Here is a 20935-nt window from a genome sequence, read left to right on the forward strand (position 1 = left end):
TCCATCGTAGAACAAAATATCGGCATATGTCTTGTAATTGATCAATCGAAGGTATTGAATCCGTCATGTACCCCTTCGAGAGGAGTGCCACCGATGCCATCACCCTCGATGCGGATGTTCGCCTCTGCCCTGATCCTGGCAGTAGTCGGCGTCTCCCTGCTGGCCTGCGGCGACGACGAGGCGGGCGACGAGAAGACGCTCACCGTGTGGAGCCTGGAGGACGTGGCCGACCGGGTCACCGCCACCAGGGCGCTCATCGCCGACTTCACCGCGCGGACCGGGACCAAGGTCGACCTGGTCACCGTCAACGAGGACCAGTTCCCATCCCTGATCGCCACCAGCGCCGCCGCCGGCGAGCTGCCCGACGTGATCGGGTCCGTCCCGCTGGCCGGCGTGCGCACGCTGGCCGGCAACGAGCTGCTGCACCCGTCCGCCAACGGCGAGATCGTCGAGGCGCTGGGCCGGCAGACCTTCTCCGCCCGGGCCCTGGAGCTCACCGCCGACGGCGGCCGGCAGCTCGCCGTGCCGAGCGACGGGTGGGGGCAGCTCCTGGTCTACCGCAAGGACCTGTTCGCCGCCGCCGGCCTGCCCGTCCCCGACACGTACGAGAAGATCGCCGCCGCCGCGGCGAAGCTGAACACCGGCGGGGTCGCCGGCATCACCGCGGCCACCTCGGCGGGCGACGTGTTCACCCAGCAGACCTTCGAGCACCTGGCCCTGGCCAACAACTGTCAGCTCACCGACGACTCCGGGTCGGTCACGCTGGACTCCCCCGAGTGCGTCGAGGCGTTCCGGTTCTACGGCGACCTGATGCGCACCGCCTCCGTCCCCGGCGCGCAGGACGTGGACACCACCCGGGCCACGTACTTCGCCGGCAAGGCGGCGATGCTGGTCTGGTCGCCGTTCATCCTCGACGAGCTGGCCGGGCTGCGCGACGACGCCAGGCCGACCTGCCCGCAGTGCCAGGCCGACCCGACGTACCTCGCCCGCAACAGTGGCTTCGTCACCGCGATCAAGGGCCCGAACGGCACCCAGCCGGCCCAGTACGGCGAGATCAGCTCCTGGGCGGTGCTCGACGACGCGGCCGACCCGGCGAAGTCCCTCGTGCAGTTCATGCTCGGCGACGGGTACCCGCGCTGGTTCGGCATGTCCCCCGAGGGCCGGTTCCCGGTGCGCAAGGGCACCGCCGACGACCCGAAGAGGTTCCTCACCGCCTGGAACGCCAGCCAGGCCGGCGTGGACCGCAAGCAGCCGCTGGCCCAGGTGTACGGCGACGACGTCCTGGCCGCCCTGCGCAGCAGCCCGGACAGCTTCCAACGCTGGGGCCTGACCCAGGGCCAGGGCAAACTGGTCGGCGCGATCCTCGGCGAACTGCCGGTCCCCAGGGCCCTCGCCGGCGTGGTGTCCGGGAAGTCCGACGCCGCGGCGGCGGCCCGGCGGGCGAAGAAGGACGTCGAGGCGATCAAGGCCGGTGTCAATTGACCACCACCGCGCCCGGCCCGGGCCACTCCCCCGCCCGGGAGCGCCCCGCCCGGCCCGGGCGCCGCCCGCTCACTCTGCGCCGCCGGGAGTCCCGCGCCGGCCTCGCCCTGGTCGCGCCCACCCTGCTCGTCGTGCTGGCGGTGGTCGGCGTCCCGATCGTCTGGACGGTCCTGCTGGCCTTCCAGCGGGTACGCCTGGCCACCCTGCGAAAGACCGGCCTGTTCGGCGAGTTCACCCTGGACAACCTCGACCGGGTGGTGCACACCCCCGGCTTCGCCGGCACGCTGGGCACCACGGTGCTCTACAGCCTCGGCGGCACCACCGGCTCGATCCTGATCGGCCTGGTCGCCGCGCTGGTGGTGCGCCGGCCGTTCCGGGGGCGCACCCTCGTCCGGGCGTCGATGCTGCTGCCGTACGTGGCGCCGGTGGTCGCCGTCGCCTTCGTCTGGCAGGTGATGCTCGACCCGCAGCTCGGCATCGTCAACGACTGGGGGCAGCGGTTCCTGGGCTGGGACGCCCCGATCCCCTTCCTGTCCCAGGACTCCACGGCCCTGTGGACGGTGATCGCGTTCGAGGCGTGGCGGTACTTCCCGTTCGCGTTCCTGTTCCTGCTGGCCCGGCTCCAGGCCGTGCCGGGCGAGCTGGAGGAGGCCGCACGGGTGGACGGGGCCACCCCCACCCAGCGCTTCCGGCACATCCTGCTGCCCCAGCTCATGCCGGTGATCGCCCTGCTGGGGGTGCTGCGGTTCATCATGACGTTCAACAAGTTCGACGACGTCTACCTGCTCACCGGCGGGGCCGCCGGGACCGAGGTGGTCAGCGTCCGGGTCTACCAGTTCCTCACCGCGCGCACCGACGTCGGGGCGGCGGCGGCGCAGGCGGTCGTGCTGGCCGTGGTGCTGCTCGCCTTCGTCGCGGTGTACCTGCGCTTCTTCGCCGGCCGGGAGGAGTCGTGATGGACCGGGACCGGTTCGAGACGGTGACCCTGCGCTGGCTGCGCCGGGCGGTGATCGCCAGTTTCCTCGTGATCACCCTGGTGCCGTTCTGGTACATGCTGGTGCTCTCGGTGCGCCCCATCGAGCAGTTGCTGCTGCACCCCGGATCGCTGCTGGTGCCGCTGGGCGAGCTCACCGTCGCCACGTACGCCGAGGTGCTCCGGGCCGCCGACGACGGCGGCCAGGGTTTCGCGACCTTCATCCGCAACAGCGGCCTGGTCGCCCTCGCCGCCACCGCGCTCACCCTGGTCGTGGCGATCCCCGGCGCGTACGCGGTCTCCCGGCTGCGGTTCTTCGGCCGCCGGCAGGTCAGCGCGCTGTTCCTGGCGGTCTACCTGTTCCCGTCGATCGTCATCGCGATCCCGCTCTTCGTGGTCTTCACCCGGGCCGGGCTGCGCGGTTCGCTGTTCGGGCTGGTCCTGGTCTACATCTCGCAGACCCTGCCGGTCTCGGTCTACATGCTGAAGAACTACTTCGAGACGATCCCGATCAGCCTGGAGGAGTCCGCCGCGATCGACGGGGCGAGCCGGCTCGGGATCATCCGCCGGGTCAGCCTCCCCCTGGCCGCCCCGTCGATCATGGCGGTCGCGCTCTACGACTTCATGATCGCCTGGAACGAGTACCTGTTCGCCCTGCTCTTCCTCGTCGACAAGCCGGACCGGTGGACGGTGTCGCTCGGGCTGTCGCTGCTCGCCGACGGCGTCGAGGTGCCCAAGACGGTGCTGATGGCCGGCTCGGTGATCCTCACCCTGCCCATCGTGCTCCTGTTCTTCGCCGGCGAGCGGCTGCTCACCGAGGGCCTGACCAGCGGCGCGGAGAAAGGTTGACGGCAGTGTCGTGCAGCCGGGTTCGGCGGGGCCCCGCGGCAGGGGCATCCGTGAGAGCCTTGGTGGTAGCCCTGCACCCCGACGTGGCCCGCCGCTTCCCGGCACGCCGTTCGACGCAGGCTCGCCCCACCCGCTGCTCGGCGCTCGTCGTCGCCGGCGCCGCGACTGCTTCCACCGAACTTCATCTGTCGCCCGCAACCGGAGGCATCCGTCATGCACACCCATCGCGCCCGGCGTTGCCTCGCCGGGCTGGCCGTGACCGGCATGATCGTCACGGCGTCCGTCGGCACCCCCGCCGCCGCAGCGCCGGCCGCCGACGTCAAGCTGTACGCCAACAACGTGATCGTTGCCCCCGACGGCCCGCAGAAGTCGGTCGAGCTGCGCCCACTGACCGACCGGCCCTTCGGCAACTACACCGTTCGGCTGGACCGCCGCGCGGTCGCCGCGTTCGCCGAGGTGACGGTAGCCAGCGACTGGGGGGACTGCACGACGCAGGGCGAGGTCATCACCTGCGAGATGGCCGACGAGGGCGAGCCGACGAGCCTGTTCGACCTCACCGTGAAGGCGCGTGCGGGCGCGGAGATCGGCCAGCAGGGCACGCTGGTGTTCACGCTCACCGCGCCCGATGTGGGCACCGGGACGTACCGCTCCACCGTCGTCGTCGGCGAGGGGGTCGACCTCGCCACCGAGCGTGAGCTCCCGCTGGACGGCAAGCTCGGTGAGCGGGTCGACGTTCCGCTCACGGTGACGAACCGGGGCACGAAGACCGTCCACGGCATGGTGCTGTACCTCTCCGGCTCCTTCGGGTTCACCCCGTCGAAGCGGTACAAGAACTGCAAGTACAGCAGCCTGATCCTCGACGACAGCAACGTCGCCTGCACCTTCGACAATTCGCTGGCCCCCGGCGAGGCGGTCCGGGTGGACTCGACGTTCGGCGGGACGATCCCGGCCGACGCCTGGGCGCCGAACCTGCACTACAGCTGGGTCGCGTGGTTCACCCCGGCCGACTGGGAAAGGTCCAGTTTGATCGACTCGCTCGGCCACCAGGGCACCGACGCGGCTCTGAAGCTGGTTCCGGTCGGCGGCGCACAGGCCCGTGCGCTCGACCAGACCGACACCGACCCGGTGAACAACGAGACCGGGATCACGCTGACTGTCGCCGGTGACAACAACCGTGCCGATGTCGCCGCGGAGGGCGCCACCGTCACCGGCGCGGTCGGCGCCACCGTCCCGATGACCGTCGGCTACCTCAACAACGGCCCCGCACGCGTCGGGCCCAGCGGCCAGAAGGCGCTCACCATCAACACCATGGTGACCCTCCCCAAGGGTGTCACCGCCGTCGCCGTGTCGAACTTCTGCGTTGACCCGTCCGAGAAGGAGTGGAAGCCCGGCAAGCCCGGAGCCCGGATCTACTCGTGCTCCGCCCGCGGCACGATTCCCCGGGGCGAGCGGGTGAAGTTCGAGTTCAAGCTGCGGATCGACCGGGCCGGCAGCCAGACCGGCACGGTGAAGCTGCAGGGCTTCACCAGCGGCGGCAGCCCGGCCAAGGACCTGGACCCCGCCAACGACACCGCGAAGATCACGGTCAAGTCGACCGGCGGCACCGGGGGCGGCGGCGGCGGTGGAACGCTGCCGATCACCGGGGCCGCCACCGGCCTGATCGCCGGCCTCGGCGGCCTGCTGCTCGCCGTCGGCGCGGGCGGCTACCTCCTGGCCCGCCGTCGCCGCACTCGTTTCGTCGCCTGATCCGCCTCGGCCAGGTCGATCCCGGTGGCCGCGGGGTTTCCGATCGTCGATCGCCCCATGGGCCGGCCGTTACCGGCCGGCCCATGGTCACCTTCCGCCCGTCCTGGGCACCTCCCGCCCGTCCTGGTCGCCACGGACCCGCTGGGGGCCGCCCGGCTCTCTCGCAGCACCGACGGCGACCTTTCCCGCAGCCTCCCCGGGTGGCCGTCCGGGCCACCCCGGACCCCGGCTAACGTGGGGTCATGGCCAACCCGACCCGCTGGACGACCGACACCGGCCCCGAGCACTCGCAGTGGTACATCGACCGCTTCCGTCGGCTGGCGGCCGAGGGCGCCGACCTGGCCGGGGAGGCCCGGCTGCTCGACGCGCTGGTTCCGCCGGGCTCCCGGATCCTGGACGCCGGCTGCGGCACCGGGCGGCTCGGCGCGGCGCTGCACGCCCGCGGTCACACGGTGGTGGGCGTGGACGCCGACCCGGCGCTGGTCGAGGCCGCCCGCGCCGACCACCCCGGCCCGCACTGGCTGGTCGGCGACCTCGCCGAGCTGGACCTGGCGACGGCTGGCGAGCCGGAGCCGTTCGACGCGGCCGTGGTGGCCGGCAACGTGATGGCGTTCGTCGCCCCCGGCACCGAGCCGGAGGTGCTCCGCCGGGTCGCCGCCCACCTGCGCCCGGACGGCGTGGTCGTGGTCGGCTTCGGCACCGACCGGGGCTACCCGCTGGCCGACTTCGACGCCGACGCGGTCGCCGCCGGGCTGCGCCGGGAGCACCGCTTCGCCACCTGGGACCTGCGCCCCTGGGCCGACGACGCCGACTTCGCGGTCACCGTGCTGCGCCGCCCACCCGGCGGTCTGCCCGGCTGACGCCGCCGCAGGGCGACCTGTGCTCCTCGACGATGTGGCGCGGCTGGTCGCCCGGCTGGTCCCCCGACGCGACACCGACCGCCGGGCCCCCGGTCAGCGCGGAGCCCTGGCCCCGTCGGCCGAGGATCAGGCGGGGGCGGCGACGGCGCGGGCGGCGGCCGGGTCGAGCGGGCTGCCGGCGGGCACCAGGCTGACCAGGCCGGCGGGCAGCCGGATGGGCGTCACGTCCCGGTAGCCGAGCACGCCGAGCACCTCCGGGTCGGCCAGCACGTGCCGCCGGCCGAGGTCGGTGACGACGGAGACCGCGCCGCCGGTGGCTCCCGGCGCGGCGGCCGACTCCACGACGGCACCGTGCCCCGGCTCGACCACCACGTGGTCGGCGACCGCCGCCGCGCCCACGGTCTGCGGGCTGCCGGACAGGTCGGGCACGGCCGCGCCGAGCCGCACGTCGCGGACCTCCCCGTCGTCGCCGACGCCGACGCAGAGCGCTCCGCCGTCCGGGGCGGCCAGCCGGGGCGGGCCGGTCGGCGGGGCGCTCTGCCCGGTCGGCACGAGGTCGGGCTGTTTGGGCAGCGCGGCGAACCGGCCGAGGGTCAGCGCCTGCGGCTCGCCCTGGCCGGTGCGGGCGAGCAGCAGGTTGGCCTGCAACTCGGTGATTCCGGCGAGGCCGTCGGACAGGGCGACGGCGTACTGCCGGCCACCGCCGGAGTTGCGGATCAGGAAGACGTCGCCGACCGCCGCGCCGGACACCTGGGCCGAGGGCCGCCCGAGACCGGGCAGCTCCGGCGGGGCGAGGTCGGCCCCGGCCGGAATGCTGTCGATCAGGGCGGACGCGGCCGGCACCGCGCGCTGCCGGGTGGCGGCGAGCGCGGCGAGCGACCGGCCGGCGTCCCGCAGCAGGTACCGGCGGGCGTGCCAGACCAGGTGCAGGCCGCCGCCGGGGTGCCGGAGCAGGACCGCGTCGTCGCCCGGGGGCCGACCGCCGACGGCGGCCACCCCGATCAGCACGGCGGAACGGGGGGCGGCCCGCTCCGCCTCGGTGGTGGCGACCGAGCAGACGGTCCACGGGGCGGTCGCCAGGCGGGACCGCTCGGGCAGCGAGTCCGGGGCGTCGGGGATGCCCAGCGGCAGACCGCGCGGCACCCCCTCGATCGAGCGGCGGGCGACCAGCACGGTCTGCGGGCGTTCGGCGCCGATGATCAGCAGCGCGGAGGCGTAGTTGAGCACCGGGTGCAGCTTCTGTTCGCGGTAGACGAAGCGGGCGCCGGACTCCTTCTCCACGATCACCGCGCCGGCGTCGCGCCACTTGCTGCCACCGCCGGTGAAGAGCCCGTACAGGGCGAAGCCGCCGAGGGCGATCGCGGCGACCAGCACGCTGGCCAGCCCGGCCCCGGCGAGCCGGCGGAACGGCGACCGCGCCGGGTCGGTCTCCCGCATGACCAGGGCGGCGACCGCCCGCTGGACGGTGAACTGGTACGAGTGAAGCTGGTCCTGCCGCGACGGCATGCGGGTCCCTCCGACGGGTCGGTCGGGGCACAGGATAAACGCTGCGTCGATCGCCCGAGGACCCTCCGTTGAGCCGGGCGCGGGCCTCCTGCGGTCACACCAGGCGTCGGTGGACGAGCACCCGTAGGGCCACGAATCCGGGGACGACGGGCAGCCAGAACGTCGCGAGCCGGTAGATCAGGACCGCGGCGACGGCCGTCTCCACGGTCAGCCCGTAGAGCAGCAGCCCGGACACGAGAGCCGCCTCGGTGGCCCCGAGCCCACCGGGCGTGGGGGCGGCGGTGGCGACGCCTTCGCCGACGACGCACACCAGGATCACCGGGGGCACCAGCGTGAGGTCGGCGGGGTGGCCGACGGCGAGCACCGCGAGATAGAGACTTGCGCCGTAGCAGAGGGTGAGGGCGACTGAGGACACGACCAGCCGGACCAGCCGGTGCTGGCGGGTCAGCGCGCGCAGGGCCGACAGCACCTGACCGGCTGCGGCGCGTCCCTGCCGGCGCAGCCGGGGGACGGCGAGGGCCGCAGCGGCGACCAGCAGCACCGCCACGACGGTCAGCAGGATGGGCAGCGCCTTTGCGCTGGCCTCGTGGGTCAGGGTGCGGGCGGGCAGGCGGGCGAAGGGCAGCAGCGCGGGCAGCAGCAGCGCGACGGAGACGATGCCCGCGACACGGGACACGGCGACGGCGGTGGCCGCCTCTGCCGTGGGGATCGCCTTCTGGTGCAGGTAGCGCAGGCTCAGGGCGGCACCGCCGACGCTGCCCGGGGCCAGCCGGTTGGCGAAGGACGCGGCGACCTGCACGACGGTCGCCTCCCGTAGCGGGATCCGGTCGGCGCTGGAGAGACGCAGCACGACCGCGCTGAGCACATAGGTGGCCACGGAGGCGAGCAGGGCCGCGGCGACGGCCACCGGGTTCGCGCGGGCGATCAGGTGCAGGGCGGTGCGTACCTGCCCGACCTGGGGAAGGAGGAGGTGTACGAGCAGGCCGAGGATGAGCAGCAGCCCGATGCTGCGGGGGGTGACCCGCACGACACGGGCCAGCCGGTCGTCGCGGTCCGGGCAGTGCCGCAGGATCTCGCCGCGTACCTGGTCCAGCAGGTCGGGGAACCGGCCCAGCGTGCTCCGTCCCGCCCGGGAGAGCACCGGCTTCTGCAGGTACGGCAGGCTGTCGGCGACGTGCCCGCCGCCGAACTGCGCGACGGCCGCGTCGACCGCGGCCCGGGGGCTGATCCGACCGGCGAGGGTGACCAGCAGTTCGACGACGTCCCGGGACTGCTGGTCGGCCGAGGCGTCGTCGGCGCCGAAGCCGAAGTCGACGAGGTACGCGGTCCGGCCGCGGATAAGGATGTTGGCCGCGCGCAGGTCGCGGTGCGCGATCCCGGCGCGGTGCAGCAGCGCCACCTGTCGGCAGACGTCGGCCACCGCGTCGAGCGGCAGCGGTCCGAGCGTCGCGTCCAGCGAGAGGGCGTCGGTGAACTCCTGCACCAGCAGGGCGTCACCGCGCCCGGTGGTGGCGGTGGCGACGACTGCGGGCACGCGCGCCCCGGCACGCTGCGCCAGCAGGACCAGATAGGTCTCGTGCTCGTTCTTCTGCTTCGCGGTGGCATAGGGTGGTTCGTCCGCCACATGCCGGTAGCGCAGCCGCCGATAGAGCTTGTACGCCCAGTCCGCGTCGCGCTGTTCACCGCCGGTCACCTTCACGAACACCCGCCGGCCGTCGGCGGTGTCGACCCGCCAGGGCCGTGAACCACGGGCGTCCCCGATGATCGGTTCCAGCCGCACGGCGTCGATGCCGCGCTGCGCGAGCACCCGGCGCAGCCGCGAGGTGGACTGCTCCGGGCCGACCTCGCCGACGATGAGGCGGGTCAGGCACACCGCCAGCCAGCCGGCCAGGAACCCGCCGACCGCGTCGGCGGGCAGGTGTGCACCGACGTGCACGCGGGCCAGGGCGACCAGGACGATCACCGCCCACAGCGGTCGGCGCCAGCGCGGATCGACGGCGCGGGCGGTGACGATGCAGAGGGCGGAGGCGACCGCGACGTGCCCGGACGGGTAGCCGAACGCTCCGGTGATCGTGTCGTGCGTCCGTACGTCGGCCAGCAGCACCGCGGGTCGTTCCCGGGCCACCGCGGCCTTGCCCAGCACCGCGAGCCAGTACGCCAGGTTGCCGGCCAGGAGCAGGTCGCGGGCGGCAGCGAAGCGCCGCATGAGCGCGGCCACGGCGGCGGCGACGAAGACGGCCACGTACGACCCGAGCTGCATGACCACGACCAGCCCGGGAGTCAGCCCGGCCGGCAGGCGGTTGAGCAGGGTGAACAGGTCCCGCTCCCAGCGGGCGACCGGGTGCTGGCGCACCGCCAGGCTCATCGCGACCAGCAGGCCGGTCGAGGTGACCAGGCTGACCAGCAGCGCCGGTGACGGGCGGTGCGTCCGGGCCATCACCAGTCCTCGACTCCGACGGTCGCTCCCCGAAGCCGGCTCCGGGCCTGTGGATCGACCCTACGGCCCGGGTGGGCACCGGCAGGGCCGTTTCCCGGCCAGGCCCGGCGGACGAGGTCGGCGTCCCGGCCCCTCGCCGTGTCCCTGGTTCATTCCGGACGGCTTCGCCTCTGCGGTGGAGTTGGTTCGTGCGGACTTTGCCGGGGGCGGCGGCGGGGGGACAGCCAGCCGAGGAAGCGGGTGTGTAGCACGCCCGGGGCGGGGTGGACACCCAGGCGGCGCATGTCGTCCATCGCCTCGTACATGGACGCCGCCAGGTAGAACGCGAGCGCGATCGAGTGGCCGTTGAACTCGGTGAGCAGGTCGAGCCGGGCCGGTGCACACGGCCAGGGCGCGGCGCAGGACCGGCACAGCCAGGCGGGACGCATCGGCAGGTGCGGCCGGGGCGGGAGACTGCTGACCGGCGTCTCCCGTTCATCGGCCGGGCGGCGGAACGGGGGAACGGGCGGCTGCTCCGGCGCGGGCTGCTGCTCCGCCGTCGGCTTCCTGGCCCGGTGTTCCCGGCAGCGCACGCATCCGCAGCGCGGTCCACGGCGCGACCCACGCCGGCCTCCTCTGTGCAGCATGACTGTCCCCTCTCGTCGGCCTCGCTGGAGGCCGCCCCGCGCCGGGTGCGCGGGGCGGCCGACAGACGCGACCGCCGGGCCCTCGCCTCCACCGGCCGCGCCGTCCTCTGCGGAGAAACCCTGCCGCGCGTGATGGCCCAGATACAGGGCGTAAGGGTATGGTCAGCAGACATCCCCGACATCCCCTTGGGAGGGGCCTTGAACGACGCTCTCCGGGCCGCGCTGCACGACACCGGGCACACCACCGACTCACTCGCCGCAGAGGTCGGCGTCGATCCAAAGACGACCGCGCGATGGCTGCACGAGGAACGCATCCCCCATCCCCGGCACCGCGCGGCGGCGGCGGCGGTCCTCGGCCGGGACATCGGGGACATCTGGGCGGACACATCGAGACGTCGGGAGCCCATCTGGTTCCGGCCGTGGCAGGAGATCGAGCGCGAGGCGGTCTCGCTTCGGTCGTACGAGTCCATGGTGCTGCCCGGCCTGCTCCAGACGGAGGCGTACGCCCGCGCGGTGCTCGGCGGCACCGGCCTGATCGCCCGGGGCGACGTGGAGCGGCACCTGGCCACCCGGCTGGCCCGCCAGGACATCCTGCGCCACGACGACCCGCCACAGTTCACCGCCGTCGTCGACGAGGCGGTGCTGCGCCGGCCGGTCGGCGGCCCGGCGACCATGCGCGAGCAGTTGCACGCCCTGGTCGCGGCGTGCGCGCAGCCGCACGTGCGGGTGCACGTCGTGCCATCCCGGGTCGGCGCGTACGCCGGGCTGAACGGGCCGTTCGTCATCGCGGCCAGCGCGGACCACCGGCTCGCCGGCTACCTGGACAATCAGCTCAAGGGGCAGGTGGTCAGCGACCCGGACGACATCGCGGCGATACTGGGGGCGTGGGAGAACGTGCGCGGCGAGGCGCTGTCCCACTGGCAATCGGTCGAGCTGATCACGGAGGTGGCGCAGACATGGACCTGACTGGCGCGCGGTGGCGCAAGAGCAGCCGCAGCAGCGGCAACGGCGGCAACTGCGTCGAGGTGGCCGACAACCTCCCGGGCGTCGTCGGCGTACGCGACAGCAAGGACCCGGCCGGCCCGGCCCTCACCTTCCCCCCGACGGCCTGGCGCACCTTCGTCGCCCGGGTCGCCGAGCAGGGCTGAGGCCCCAGGCACGGGGAGACGCCCGTCCCGGCCGGGGCGGGCGTCTCCCGTCGTTCCCTGGCGGTCCGGCGCTCCCTGACCGATGATGCGAGGACCGCCGCGCCCGCCTTCCGGGCGGCGCGGCAGAACACGCCGGGCGGGACGCTGTCCCACCGACGATCGGCCGGCCCAACACGGAGGTGACGCAGACATGGACCTGACTGGCGCGCGGTGGCGCAAGAGCAGCCGCAGCAGCGGCAACGGCGGGGCCTGCGTCGAGGTGGCCGACAACCTTCCGGGCGTCGTCGGCGTACGCGACAGCAAGGACCCGGCCGGCCCGGCCCTCACCTTCCCCCCGGCAGCCTGGCGCACCTTCGTCGCCCGGGTCGCCGGCCGGAGCTGACCCGCCGGTAATTCCCGGCGTCCCGGGAGGCGGTCGCGGTACGGTCCGTCGATGGACGACGGGGACGGATACTTCGGGGAGCGGGTGGCGGCGAGGTACGACGACCCGTCGGACGAGCGGTTCGCCCCGGGCGTGGTGGCCGCCACGGTGGACGTGCTGGCGGAGCTGGCCGGCGGCGGTCAGGCCCTGGAGCTGGGCGTCGGGACGGGACGGATCGCGCTGCCGCTGGCCGGTCGCGGGGTGCCGGTGCACGGCGTCGACCTGTCCCGGGCGATGGTGGCCCGGCTGTGCGCCAAGCCCGGCGGCGACGCGGTCGGCGTGACGATCGGCGACTTCGCGACGACCAGGGTGGCCGGAACGTTCTCGCTCGCCTACCTGGTCTACAACACGATCATGAACCTGACCAGCCAGGCGGAGCAGGTGGCCTGCTTCCGCACCGTCGCGGCGCACCTCGAACCCGGGGGCCGGTTCGTGATCGAGGTGGAGGTGCCGTCGCTGCGCAGGCTCCCGCCCGGCGAGAACGTCGTGCTGTGGCACACCGGCCCGACCCAGTGGGCGTACGACGTCTACGACACGGCCACCCAGGCGTGCAGCTCGAACTACGTCAAGGTCGTCGACGGGCGCGGCGAGTTCCGCTCGATTCCGTTCCGGTACGTGTGGCCCGGCGAGCTGGACCTGATGGCCCAGCTCGCCGGGCTACGCCTGTGCGACCGCTGGGCGGGATGGGCCCGGGAGCCCTTCACCCACGAGAGCACCGGGCACGTCTCGGTCTGGGAGAAGCCGGCCGGCTGACCGCCGCCGAGGACGCCCCGGCCGACAGCGCGGGTCGAGGGAGGGTCAGTTCCACCGGTCCTGGTTGAGGAACCGGGCGAAGCCCCGCCACGAGTTCGGCCCCATCGCCCCGTCGATCGGGCCGGTGTAGCCGTACCCGGCGGCGAGCCGCTGCACCGCCATCCACGAGTTCGGCCCCATCACCCCGTCGATCGGGCCGGTGTAGCCGTAGCCGCGCATGGCCCGTTGCAGCGCCGCGTAGGTGTTCGGACCGGGTGCGCCGTCGATCGGGCCGGTGTAGCCCGAGGTGATCCGCAGCCAGTTCTGCATCCGCTTGTAGAAGATGGTGCCCGGGATGCCGTCCTGCTCGGTCGAGGTCTTGGGCAGGCCACCGCCACCCGGGTTCGAGCCGATGTAGCTGAGCGGGTTGATCCGTACCCCGCTCGGGTTGATCATGTGCCAGTGCAGGTGCGGGCCGGTGGAGCTGCCGGAACCGGGGGCGCCGACGGCCCCACCGGACCGTCCCACGATCGCACCGGCGCCGACCGCAGCGCCGTTGCCGAGCAGGAACTGCGACAGGTGCATGTACTGGCTGCGGTATCCGTCCGCGTGGTGGATCGTGACGGTGTGCCCGCCCGTGCCGTTGTTCGGGATGTTCTGGATCGTGCCCGCGCCGCACGCCGGCAGGTTGGTGCCGACGCCCATCCCGAAGTCGATGCCACCGAGCGAGCCGCTGTTGAGGTGGTCCTGCCAGGATCCGGTGATCCGGTAGCCGGAGAACGGGTTGTAGATCGACGGCGCGGCGTGGGCGATCCCGGGCAGGCCGAAGACACCGCCGACGGCGAGGGCACCGGTGGTCAGGGCGGTGCCGCGCAGCAGCGTACGGCGGCTGAGCCCGGCCGGCGGTTGCTCTCCGCCACCGCCACAGCAGCCGGGCAGGTGTTCACGGCCCATAATCGTTCCTCCGCACGGTCGTAGGTGATGATCACTGACGTGCAGAGGGTAGCCCTCGAAGTGGCGTACATCAATGCTTGAATCGCCCGACCCACCCGCCGAACAGGGGTGGCATCGCGCCCGGCCACCCCCTACCATTGCTCGATGATCATCAATGCGTTTAGAACGACCAGCTCGCCACGCGGCGGCGCGGGCGCTCCGGCAGGAGACCTGGCATGACCACCGTTCTGGGGCGGCTCGCGGTGGCGGTCGCCATCGCCGTCGCGTTGCCGGTGAGCATCGGGGCGACGCCCGCCACCGCGAAGCCCGCCGCCGCGGCGATACCGGCCGGCACGGTGTCCGGCATCGACGTGGCCACCTGGCAGGCCGGCATCAACTTCGCCGGCGTCCGTGCCGCCGGCCACCAGTTCGTGATCGTGAAGGCCGGCGGCTCCCAACTGTCAGAGGGCCCGTACATCGGCTCGCAGTACGCGATCCAGGTGAACGGCGCGCGGGCGGCGGGGCTCAGGGTCGGCCACTACTGGCTGGCCGGGGACTTCCAGACCCCCACCCAGGCCGCCGACTACTTCGCCGCCCACCTGCGCGACTACCGGCCCGGCGACGTGATCGCGCTGGACAACGAGGTGCTCGACGACTCGACGAGGCTGTGGAACGACGCCGAGGTCACGACGTTCTTTCAGCGGATGCGCGCCCGGATCGGCAACCACGTGCCCTGGCTGTACCTGGGCGCGGCCGACCTGCGCTCCCGGGCGTGGCCCCAGACGATCGCGGCGGGCGTGAAGCTCTGGGTGGCGATGTGGGGCGCCAACAACGGCAGCTACCCCGGCGAGCCGAACCTGGGCGGCGCCTACCCGACCTGGAGCGCGCACCAGTACAGCTCGAGGGGATCGACCGGCGGTATGGCCTCGGTGGACCTGAACGTGGCCAAGCCGAGCGCGTTCGAGATCGTCAACGGCGGACCGACCGACCCGCCGGCGGACGACCCGCTGCCCAAGACCACGACCGAGCAGGACGGCACCCCTGGGCCGGTCATGTGGATGCGCGCCCAGAACTGGCTGTCCATCACGTCCGGCTACACCGGCCCGATCGACGGCGTGCCCGGGGCGAACACCTACGCGGCGCTGCAACGGGCCATGCGCGGCTACGGCTACACCGGCCCGATCGACGGGGCGATGGGGCCGAACACCTGGAAGGCCGTGCAGCGGCTCGCCTCCGGCTACGGCTACACCGGCCCGATCGACGGGGCGATGGGGCCGAACTCGTGGCGGGGCTTCGCCCGGTTCCTCAACCAGGACCAGTGGGACTGACCGACGGGACGGGGCGGCGGGACTGACCGACGGGACGGCGGGGCGGCCGGGGATCGGCGTGCACCGCCGCTTCGATCGTGATCCGCATCACAGTCGAAGTCCGGCGGGGGCGCTCGCCGCCCCGCTCGCACCCGCCCTGGTTAGGCGTGTGCGGCCAACGGTCTTTGTAGGTTTCCTACAACTGGTGCCGTCCAGCGTGCGTTGTCTGCGACATGGCGTTCCCCACCGGCAGACGGAAGGGTGAACACTGCCGGGGGTCGCCGTGTCGCGGCACACCCGTCGTCGGACTACAGAAAGGTTCGGTCGGGTGTTCAGTCGTGTCGCCATCGTCAACCGTGGTGAGGCCGCCATGCGGCTCATCCACGCCGTACGGGACATCGCCGCGGAGACCAGGACCCAAATCGAGACTGTCGCCCTACACACCGACGTCGACCGTACGGCCACCTTCGTCCGCGAGGCGGACCTGTCCTACGACCTCGGTCCCGCGTCCGCGCGCCCGTACCTCGACCTGAAGGTGCTGGAACGCGCGCTGGTGGAGACCGGGGCCGACGCCGCCTGGGTCGGCTGGGGCTTCGTCGCGGAGGACCCGGCGTTCGCGGAGCTGTGCGAGAAGGTCGGAGTCACCTTCGTCGGGCCGAGCGCGGAGGCCATGCGCAAGCTCGGCGACAAGATCGGCGCGAAGCTGATCGCCGAGGAGGTCGGCGTTCCGGTGGCGCCGTGGAGCCGCGGCGCGGTCGAGACCCTCGACGCCGCGCTGGCGGCGGCGGCCGGGATCGGCTACCCGCTGATGCTGAAGGCGACCGCGGGCGGCGGCGGGCGCGGCATCCGCGTGGTCACGAACGAGGCCGAACTCGCCGACGCCTACGAGCGCACCAGCCAGGAGGCCGCGCGGGCGTTCGGCAGCGGCGTCGTGTTCCTGGAGCGCCTGGTCACCGGCGCCCGGCACGTCGAGGTCCAGGTGATCGCCGACGGCGAGGGCACCGCCTGGGCGCTCGGGGTCCGCGACTGCTCGGTGCAGCGACGCAACCAGAAGGTCATCGAGGAGTCGGCGTCGCCGGTCCTCAGCCCCGCGCAGACGGCCGAGCTCAAGACGTCGGCCGAACGGCTGGCCCTCGCGGTCGGCTACCGCGGCGCGGCGACCGTCGAGTTCCTCTACCACCCCGGCGACAGGCTGTTCGCGTTCCTCGAGGTCAACACCCGCCTGCAGGTCGAGCACCCGATCACCGAGTCCACCACCGGGTTCGACCTGGTCAAGGCGCAGCTGCACGTGGCCTCGGGCGGACGGCTCGAAGGTGAGCCGCCGGCGGAGCGCGGGCACGCCATCGAGGCCCGGCTGAACGCCGAGGACCCCGACCGCGACTTCGCGCCCTCCCCGGGCCGCATCGCGCGGCTGGCCCTGCCCGCCGGGCCGGGCATCCGGGTGGACACCGGAGTCAGCGAGGGCGACACCATCCCCGCCGACTTCGACTCCATGATCGCGAAGATCATCGCCTACGGCCGCGACCGCGACGAGGCGCTCGGCCGGCTGCGCCGGGCGATGGCCCAGACCACGGTGATCATCGAGGGCGGCGCGACGAACAAGAGCTTCGTGCTCGACCTACTCGACCAGCCCGAGGTGATCGACGCCAGCGCGGACACCGGCTGGATCGACCGCGTCCGCGGCGAGGGCCGGCTCGTCACGCACCGGCACTCCGCCGTCGCGTTGGCCGCCGCCGCCATCGAGGCGTACGAGGAGGAGGAACGCGCCGAGCGGCAGCGGCTGGTGTCGACGGCGTTCGGCGGACGCCCGCAGGTGCAGCACGAGAGCGGCCGCCCGCTGGATCTGAAGCTGCGCGGCGCCGGCTACCGCGTGCGCGTGGCACGGGTCGGCGCGCACCGGTTCCGCGTCGGCGTCGAGGCGGGTGACGACGTCCGCACCGCCGACGTCGAGCTCGACCGCTTCGACCGGCACACCGGGCAGATTCTCGTCAACGGCACCCGGTACCGCCTGCTCACCAGCACGTACGGGCCGATCCACCTGGTCGAGGTGGACGGCGTGACGCACCGGGTCAGCCGCGACGAGGGCGGCGTCGTCCGCTCCCCCGCGCCCGCGCTGGTCGTCGCGACGCCGCTGAAGGTCGGGGGCGAGGTCGAGGCGGGCGCTCCGATGCTGGTGCTGGAGAGCATGAAGATGGAAACGGTGCTGCGGGCGCCGTTCAAGGCGCGGCTGAAGGAATGCCTCGTGTTCGTGGGCAGCCAGGTGGAGACCGGCGCCCCGCTGCTGCGGCTGGAGCCGCTCGCCGACGACGACGCCGAGGCCGAGAACGCCTCGGCCGGCAGCGCCGTCGAGTTGGACCTGCCCGCCGCGCCCGAGGAGGTCCCGGCGCGGGAGCGCACCCGGCGCGGCCAGGAAGACCTGCGCAGCCTGCTGCTGGGCTACGACGTCGACCCGCACGACGAGCGCCGCGTGCTCGACGACTACCTCGCCGCACGCCGGAAGATCACCGAGGACCGCGCGCGGCCCCTCGCCGAGGAGCTCGAACTCGTCTCCCTGTTCGCCGACCTGACGGAGCTGAGCCGCAACCGGCCGGCGGGTGAGGACGGCGGCGGCGACGGCCACGTGCACAGCGACCGCGAGCACTTCCACACCTATCTGCAGAGCCTCGACGTCGAGCGGGCCGGGCTGCCGGAGGCGTTCCAGGCCAAGCTCGCCAAGGCCCTCGGGCACTACGGCGTACCCGACCTGGAGCGCTCGCCCGAGCTCGAAGCCGCCGTGTTCCGGATCTTCCTCGCGCTGCAGCGGGCGTCGACCGACGCCATGGTCGTCACGACGCTGCTGCGGGCGTGGCTGCGCGAGCCGCCGCCGGACGAGACGCTGCGCGAGCCCGCCGGTCTCGCGCTGGAACGGCTGGTCGCCGCGACGCAGGTCCGCTTCCCCGTGGTGGCCGACCTCGCCCGCGGCGTGGTGTTCGCCTGGTTCGGCCAGCCGCTGCTGCGCCGCAACCGCGCCCTCGTGTACGCCGGCGTCCGCAAGCACCTGCGCTTCCTCGACGAGCACCCGGACACGCCGGACCGCGCCGAGCGCATCGCCGAGATGGTACGCAGCACCGAGCCGCTGGTACGGCTGCTCGGCCAGCGACTCGTCCGGGGCGCCGTGGACAACTCGGTGCTGCTGGAGGTGCTGACCCGGCGGTACTACGGCAACAAGGGCCTCACCGGTGTCCGCACCGGCGACGTCTCGGGCTGCAGATTCGTGGTCGCCGAGCGGGCCGGCTCGCGGCTGGTGACCTCCGCGGTGAGGTTCGAGTCGCTGGGCGACGCGCTGCGCGGGCTCGCCGAGCTGGCGAGCGGCCAGGAGGCCATCGACGCCGACATCTACCTCGCGTGGGAGGGGCAGCCCGAGGACACCGACGCGATGGCCGCCGCCCTGCACGAGGTCATCGCCGCGCACCCGCTGCCGAGCCACGTCAGCAGGCTCACCGCCACCGTCGCGGGCAGCCGCGGCGCGGTGATGCACCACCACTTCACGTTCCGCCCGTCGACCACCGGGATGGCCGAGGAGCGGCTGATCCGCGGCCTGCACCCGTACATCGCGCAGCGGATGCAGCTTGAGCGGCTGCGCAAGTTCGACCTCACCCGGCTGCCGTCGTCGGACGAGGAGGTCTACCTCTTCCAGTGCGAGGCACGGGAGAACCCGTCGGACGACCGGCTCGTCGCGTTCGCCCAGGTGCGCGACCTCGCCGAGCTGCGCGAGCACGACGGCAGGCTGGTCGCGCTGCCCACGGCCGAGGACACCGTCGCCACCTGCCTCGACTCCATCCGCCGCGCGCAGTCGCGGCGGCCGTCGAAGAAGCGCTTCAACACCAACCGGATCGTGATCTACGTCTGGCCGCCGAGCGACCTCACCCGCGCCGAACTGGAGACGATCGCCGGGCGCGTGCTGCCGACGACCGCGGGCGCCGGGCTGGAGGAGATCCTGTTCATCGCGCGGCAGCGCGACCGGACGACCGGCGAGCTGAACAAGATCGCGGTACGCATCTCCTTCGACGCCACCGGCGGCTCCGAGCTGATCCTCGGCGAGCCGTCGGACGAGCCGGTCGAGCCGCTCGACGACTACCGGCTGAAGGTGCTGCGGGCGAGCAGCCGCAACACGGTGTACCCGTACGAGCTGACCGGGCTGCTCGGCCACTTCGTCGAGCACGACCTCGACGAGAACCACGTGCTGGTGCCGGTCGACCGGCCCAAGGGCCGCAACAGGGCGGCGATCGTCGCGGGCGTGGTCGCCACGCCGACCCGGCGACACCCGCAGGGCGTCACCAGGGTCGTGCTGCTCGGCGACCCGACGAAGTCGCTCGGGGCGCTGTCGGAGCCGGAGTGCCGCCGCGTGATCGCCGCGCTGGACCTGGCCGAGCGGATGCAGGTGCCGCTGGAGTGGTACGCGCTGTCCTCCGGCGCGCGGATCTCCATGGAGTCCGGCACGGAGAACATGGACTGGGTGGCGGCGACGCTCAAGCGGATCGTCGAGTTCACCCAGGACGGCGGCGAGATCAACATCGTGGTCGCGGGCATCAACGTCGGCGCGCAGCCGTACTGGAACGCCGAGGCGACGATGCTCATGCACACCAAGGGCATCCTGGTGATGACGCCGGACTCGGCGATGGTGCTCACCGGCAAGCAGTCGCTCGACTTCTCCGGTGGCGTGTCGGCCGAGGACAACTTCGGCATCGGCGGCTACGACCGGGTGATGGGCCCGAACGGGCAGGCGCAGTACTGGGCGCCGAGTCTGACCGCCGCGCGGGCCGTGCTGATGTCGCACTACGACCACACGTACGTCGCGCCCGGCGAGGAGGGGCCGCGACGGGCGAGGACGACCGACCCCGTCGACCGCGACATCTCCGACTTCCCGCACACCGTGGCGGGCAGCGACTTCACCACCGTCGGCGAGATCTTCTCCGCCGAGGCCAACCCGGACCGCAAGAAGCCGTTCGACATCCGGTCCGTGATGCGGGCGCTCTCCGACCAGGACCACCCGGTGCTGGAACGCTGGGCGGGCATGGCCGACGCGGAGACCGCGGTGGTGCAGGACGTGCATCTCGGCGGCATGCCGGTGTGCCTGCTCGGCATCGAGTCACGGTCGGTGTCTCGGCGAGGCTTCCCGCCCACCGACGGCCCCGACACCTACACGGCTGGCACGCTGTTCCCGCAGTCGTCGAGGAAGGCCGCGCGGGCGATCAACGCGGCCAGCGGCAACCGGCCGCTGGTGGTGCTGGCGAACCTGTCGGGCTTCGACGGCTCGCCGGAGTCGATGCGGAAGCTGCAGTTGGAGTACGGCGCCGAGATCGGCCGCGCGATCGTGAACTTCCGCGGGCCCATCGTGTTCTGCGTGATCTCGCGGTACCACGGCGGTGCGTTCGTGGTGTTCTCGAAGGCACTGAACCCGAACATGACCGTGCTCGCCTTGGAAGGCTCGTTCGCCTCGGTGCTCGGCGGCGCCCCCGCCGCCGCGGTGGTGTTCTCCGGCGACGTCAACGCCCGCACCGCGGCCGACCCGCGGGTGCGGGACCTGGAGGCCCGCGTCGCGGCGGCCTCCGGTGCCGACCGCGCCGCGTTGACCGCCGAGCTCGACGAGCTCCGCGCGACGGTCCGCCCGGAGAAGCTCGGCGAGGTGGCCACGGAGTTCGACCGCGTGCACAACATCCAGCGCGCGGTCGAGGTCGGCTCCGTCGACGCCGTCATCCGCGCCGCGGAACTGCGCCCACGGATCATCGAGTCCATCGAGTCCCGCCTGCGCTGACGATCCCGCTGCAACCTTGAGGAAACCGTGGCCTCCGCGCGAACGAGGCCACGGTTTCCTGTTCTAGCGACCCCTGCGGGGCACCCCAGGCTCCCTATCGTTCCCCATCACACCTAGAATG

General features: G+C 73.0%; 15 protein-coding genes. 11 read left to right on the plus strand and 4 right to left on the minus strand.

From position 1 onward, the window contains the following. Positions 1–93: 93 nt before the first annotated feature. The 5 genes from ACQPZO_RS18505 (at position 94) to ACQPZO_RS18525 (ending at position 5910) form a co-directional block, all read left to right on the plus strand. Complete coding sequence (locus tag ACQPZO_RS18505) at positions 94–1482, plus strand: ABC transporter substrate-binding protein (RefSeq protein WP_433342611.1); 1389 nt, start codon at positions 94–96, stop codon at positions 1480–1482. Then, positions 1479–2438, plus strand: a complete 960-nt coding sequence (locus tag ACQPZO_RS18510; RefSeq protein ID WP_433342613.1) for a carbohydrate ABC transporter permease — start codon at positions 1479–1481, stop codon at positions 2436–2438. Before ACQPZO_RS18505 ends, ACQPZO_RS18510 begins: the two co-directional genes overlap by 4 nt. After that, positions 2438–3304 (plus strand): carbohydrate ABC transporter permease, encoded by an 867-nt coding sequence (locus ACQPZO_RS18515; RefSeq protein WP_433342615.1) that lies wholly within the window; start codon positions 2438–2440, stop codon positions 3302–3304. Before ACQPZO_RS18510 ends, ACQPZO_RS18515 begins: the two co-directional genes overlap by 1 nt. A gap of 213 nt (positions 3305–3517) precedes the next feature. After that, a complete protein-coding gene (locus ACQPZO_RS18520) occupies positions 3518–5050 on the plus strand; it encodes an LPXTG cell wall anchor domain-containing protein (RefSeq protein WP_433342616.1) in 1533 nt (510 codons plus the stop codon). Positions 5051–5292: 242 nt separating this feature from the next. Beyond that, positions 5293–5910 carry a class I SAM-dependent methyltransferase gene (locus ACQPZO_RS18525; protein ID WP_433342618.1) on the plus strand — a complete coding sequence of 206 codons (618 nt, stop codon included), beginning with the start codon at positions 5293–5295 and terminating at the stop codon, positions 5908–5910. Positions 5911–6036: 126 nt separating this feature from the next. Here the strand turns inward: ACQPZO_RS18525 and eccB are convergent, their stop codons facing one another. The 3 genes from eccB to ACQPZO_RS18540 form a co-directional block, all read right to left on the minus strand. Next, positions 6037–7416, minus strand: a complete 1380-nt coding sequence (eccB, locus tag ACQPZO_RS18530) for a type VII secretion protein EccB (RefSeq protein ID WP_433342620.1) — start codon at positions 7414–7416, stop codon at positions 6037–6039. Between the two features lie 94 nt (positions 7417–7510). After that, entirely contained in the window at positions 7511–9853 is a 2343-nt protein-coding gene (locus tag ACQPZO_RS18535; RefSeq protein ID WP_433342622.1) for a lysylphosphatidylglycerol synthase domain-containing protein, read from the minus strand. A 149-nt stretch (positions 9854–10002) separates the two neighbouring features. Beyond that, on the minus strand, positions 10003–10425 hold the full coding sequence (locus tag ACQPZO_RS18540; protein ID WP_433342624.1) for a hypothetical protein: 423 nt from the start codon (positions 10423–10425) through the stop codon (positions 10003–10005). A gap of 252 nt (positions 10426–10677) precedes the next feature. Here ACQPZO_RS18540 and ACQPZO_RS18545 point away from each other — a divergent pair, with 252 nt between their 5' ends. The 4 genes from ACQPZO_RS18545 (at position 10678) to ACQPZO_RS18560 (ending at position 12801) form a co-directional block, all read left to right on the plus strand. After that, complete coding sequence (locus ACQPZO_RS18545) at positions 10678–11445, plus strand: DUF5753 domain-containing protein (protein WP_433342626.1); 768 nt, start codon at positions 10678–10680, stop codon at positions 11443–11445. Continuing rightward, positions 11436–11627 (plus strand): DUF397 domain-containing protein, encoded by a 192-nt coding sequence (locus tag ACQPZO_RS18550; protein ID WP_433342628.1) that lies wholly within the window; start codon positions 11436–11438, stop codon positions 11625–11627. Before ACQPZO_RS18545 ends, ACQPZO_RS18550 begins: the two co-directional genes overlap by 10 nt. 190 nt (positions 11628–11817) lie before the next feature. Continuing rightward, a complete protein-coding gene (locus tag ACQPZO_RS18555) occupies positions 11818–12009 on the plus strand; it encodes a DUF397 domain-containing protein (protein ID WP_433342629.1) in 192 nt (63 codons plus the stop codon). A gap of 51 nt (positions 12010–12060) precedes the next feature. Further along, positions 12061–12801, plus strand: a complete 741-nt coding sequence (locus tag ACQPZO_RS18560; RefSeq protein ID WP_433342631.1) for a class I SAM-dependent DNA methyltransferase — start codon at positions 12061–12063, stop codon at positions 12799–12801. A gap of 45 nt (positions 12802–12846) precedes the next feature. Here ACQPZO_RS18560 and ACQPZO_RS18565 read toward each other — a convergent pair whose 3' ends face one another. Continuing rightward, positions 12847–13734 carry a M23 family metallopeptidase gene (locus ACQPZO_RS18565; protein WP_433342633.1) on the minus strand — a complete coding sequence of 296 codons (888 nt, stop codon included), beginning with the start codon at positions 13732–13734 and terminating at the stop codon, positions 12847–12849. A 215-nt stretch (positions 13735–13949) separates the two neighbouring features. Between ACQPZO_RS18565 and ACQPZO_RS18570 the strand changes: the two genes are divergently transcribed. Together ACQPZO_RS18570 and ACQPZO_RS18575 are read left to right on the plus strand one after the other, a co-directional pair. Next, positions 13950–15041, plus strand: a complete 1092-nt coding sequence (locus ACQPZO_RS18570) for a GH25 family lysozyme (protein WP_433342635.1) — start codon at positions 13950–13952, stop codon at positions 15039–15041. Positions 15042–15348: 307 nt separating this feature from the next. Further along, positions 15349–20814, plus strand: a complete 5466-nt coding sequence (locus tag ACQPZO_RS18575) for a carboxyl transferase domain-containing protein (RefSeq protein WP_433342637.1) — start codon at positions 15349–15351, stop codon at positions 20812–20814. Positions 20815–20935: the final 121 nt, after the last annotated feature.

It is taken from the genome of Micromonospora sp. CA-111912 (genome assembly GCF_050948415.1).
GTDB lineage: Bacteria > Actinomycetota > Actinomycetes > Mycobacteriales > Micromonosporaceae > Micromonospora.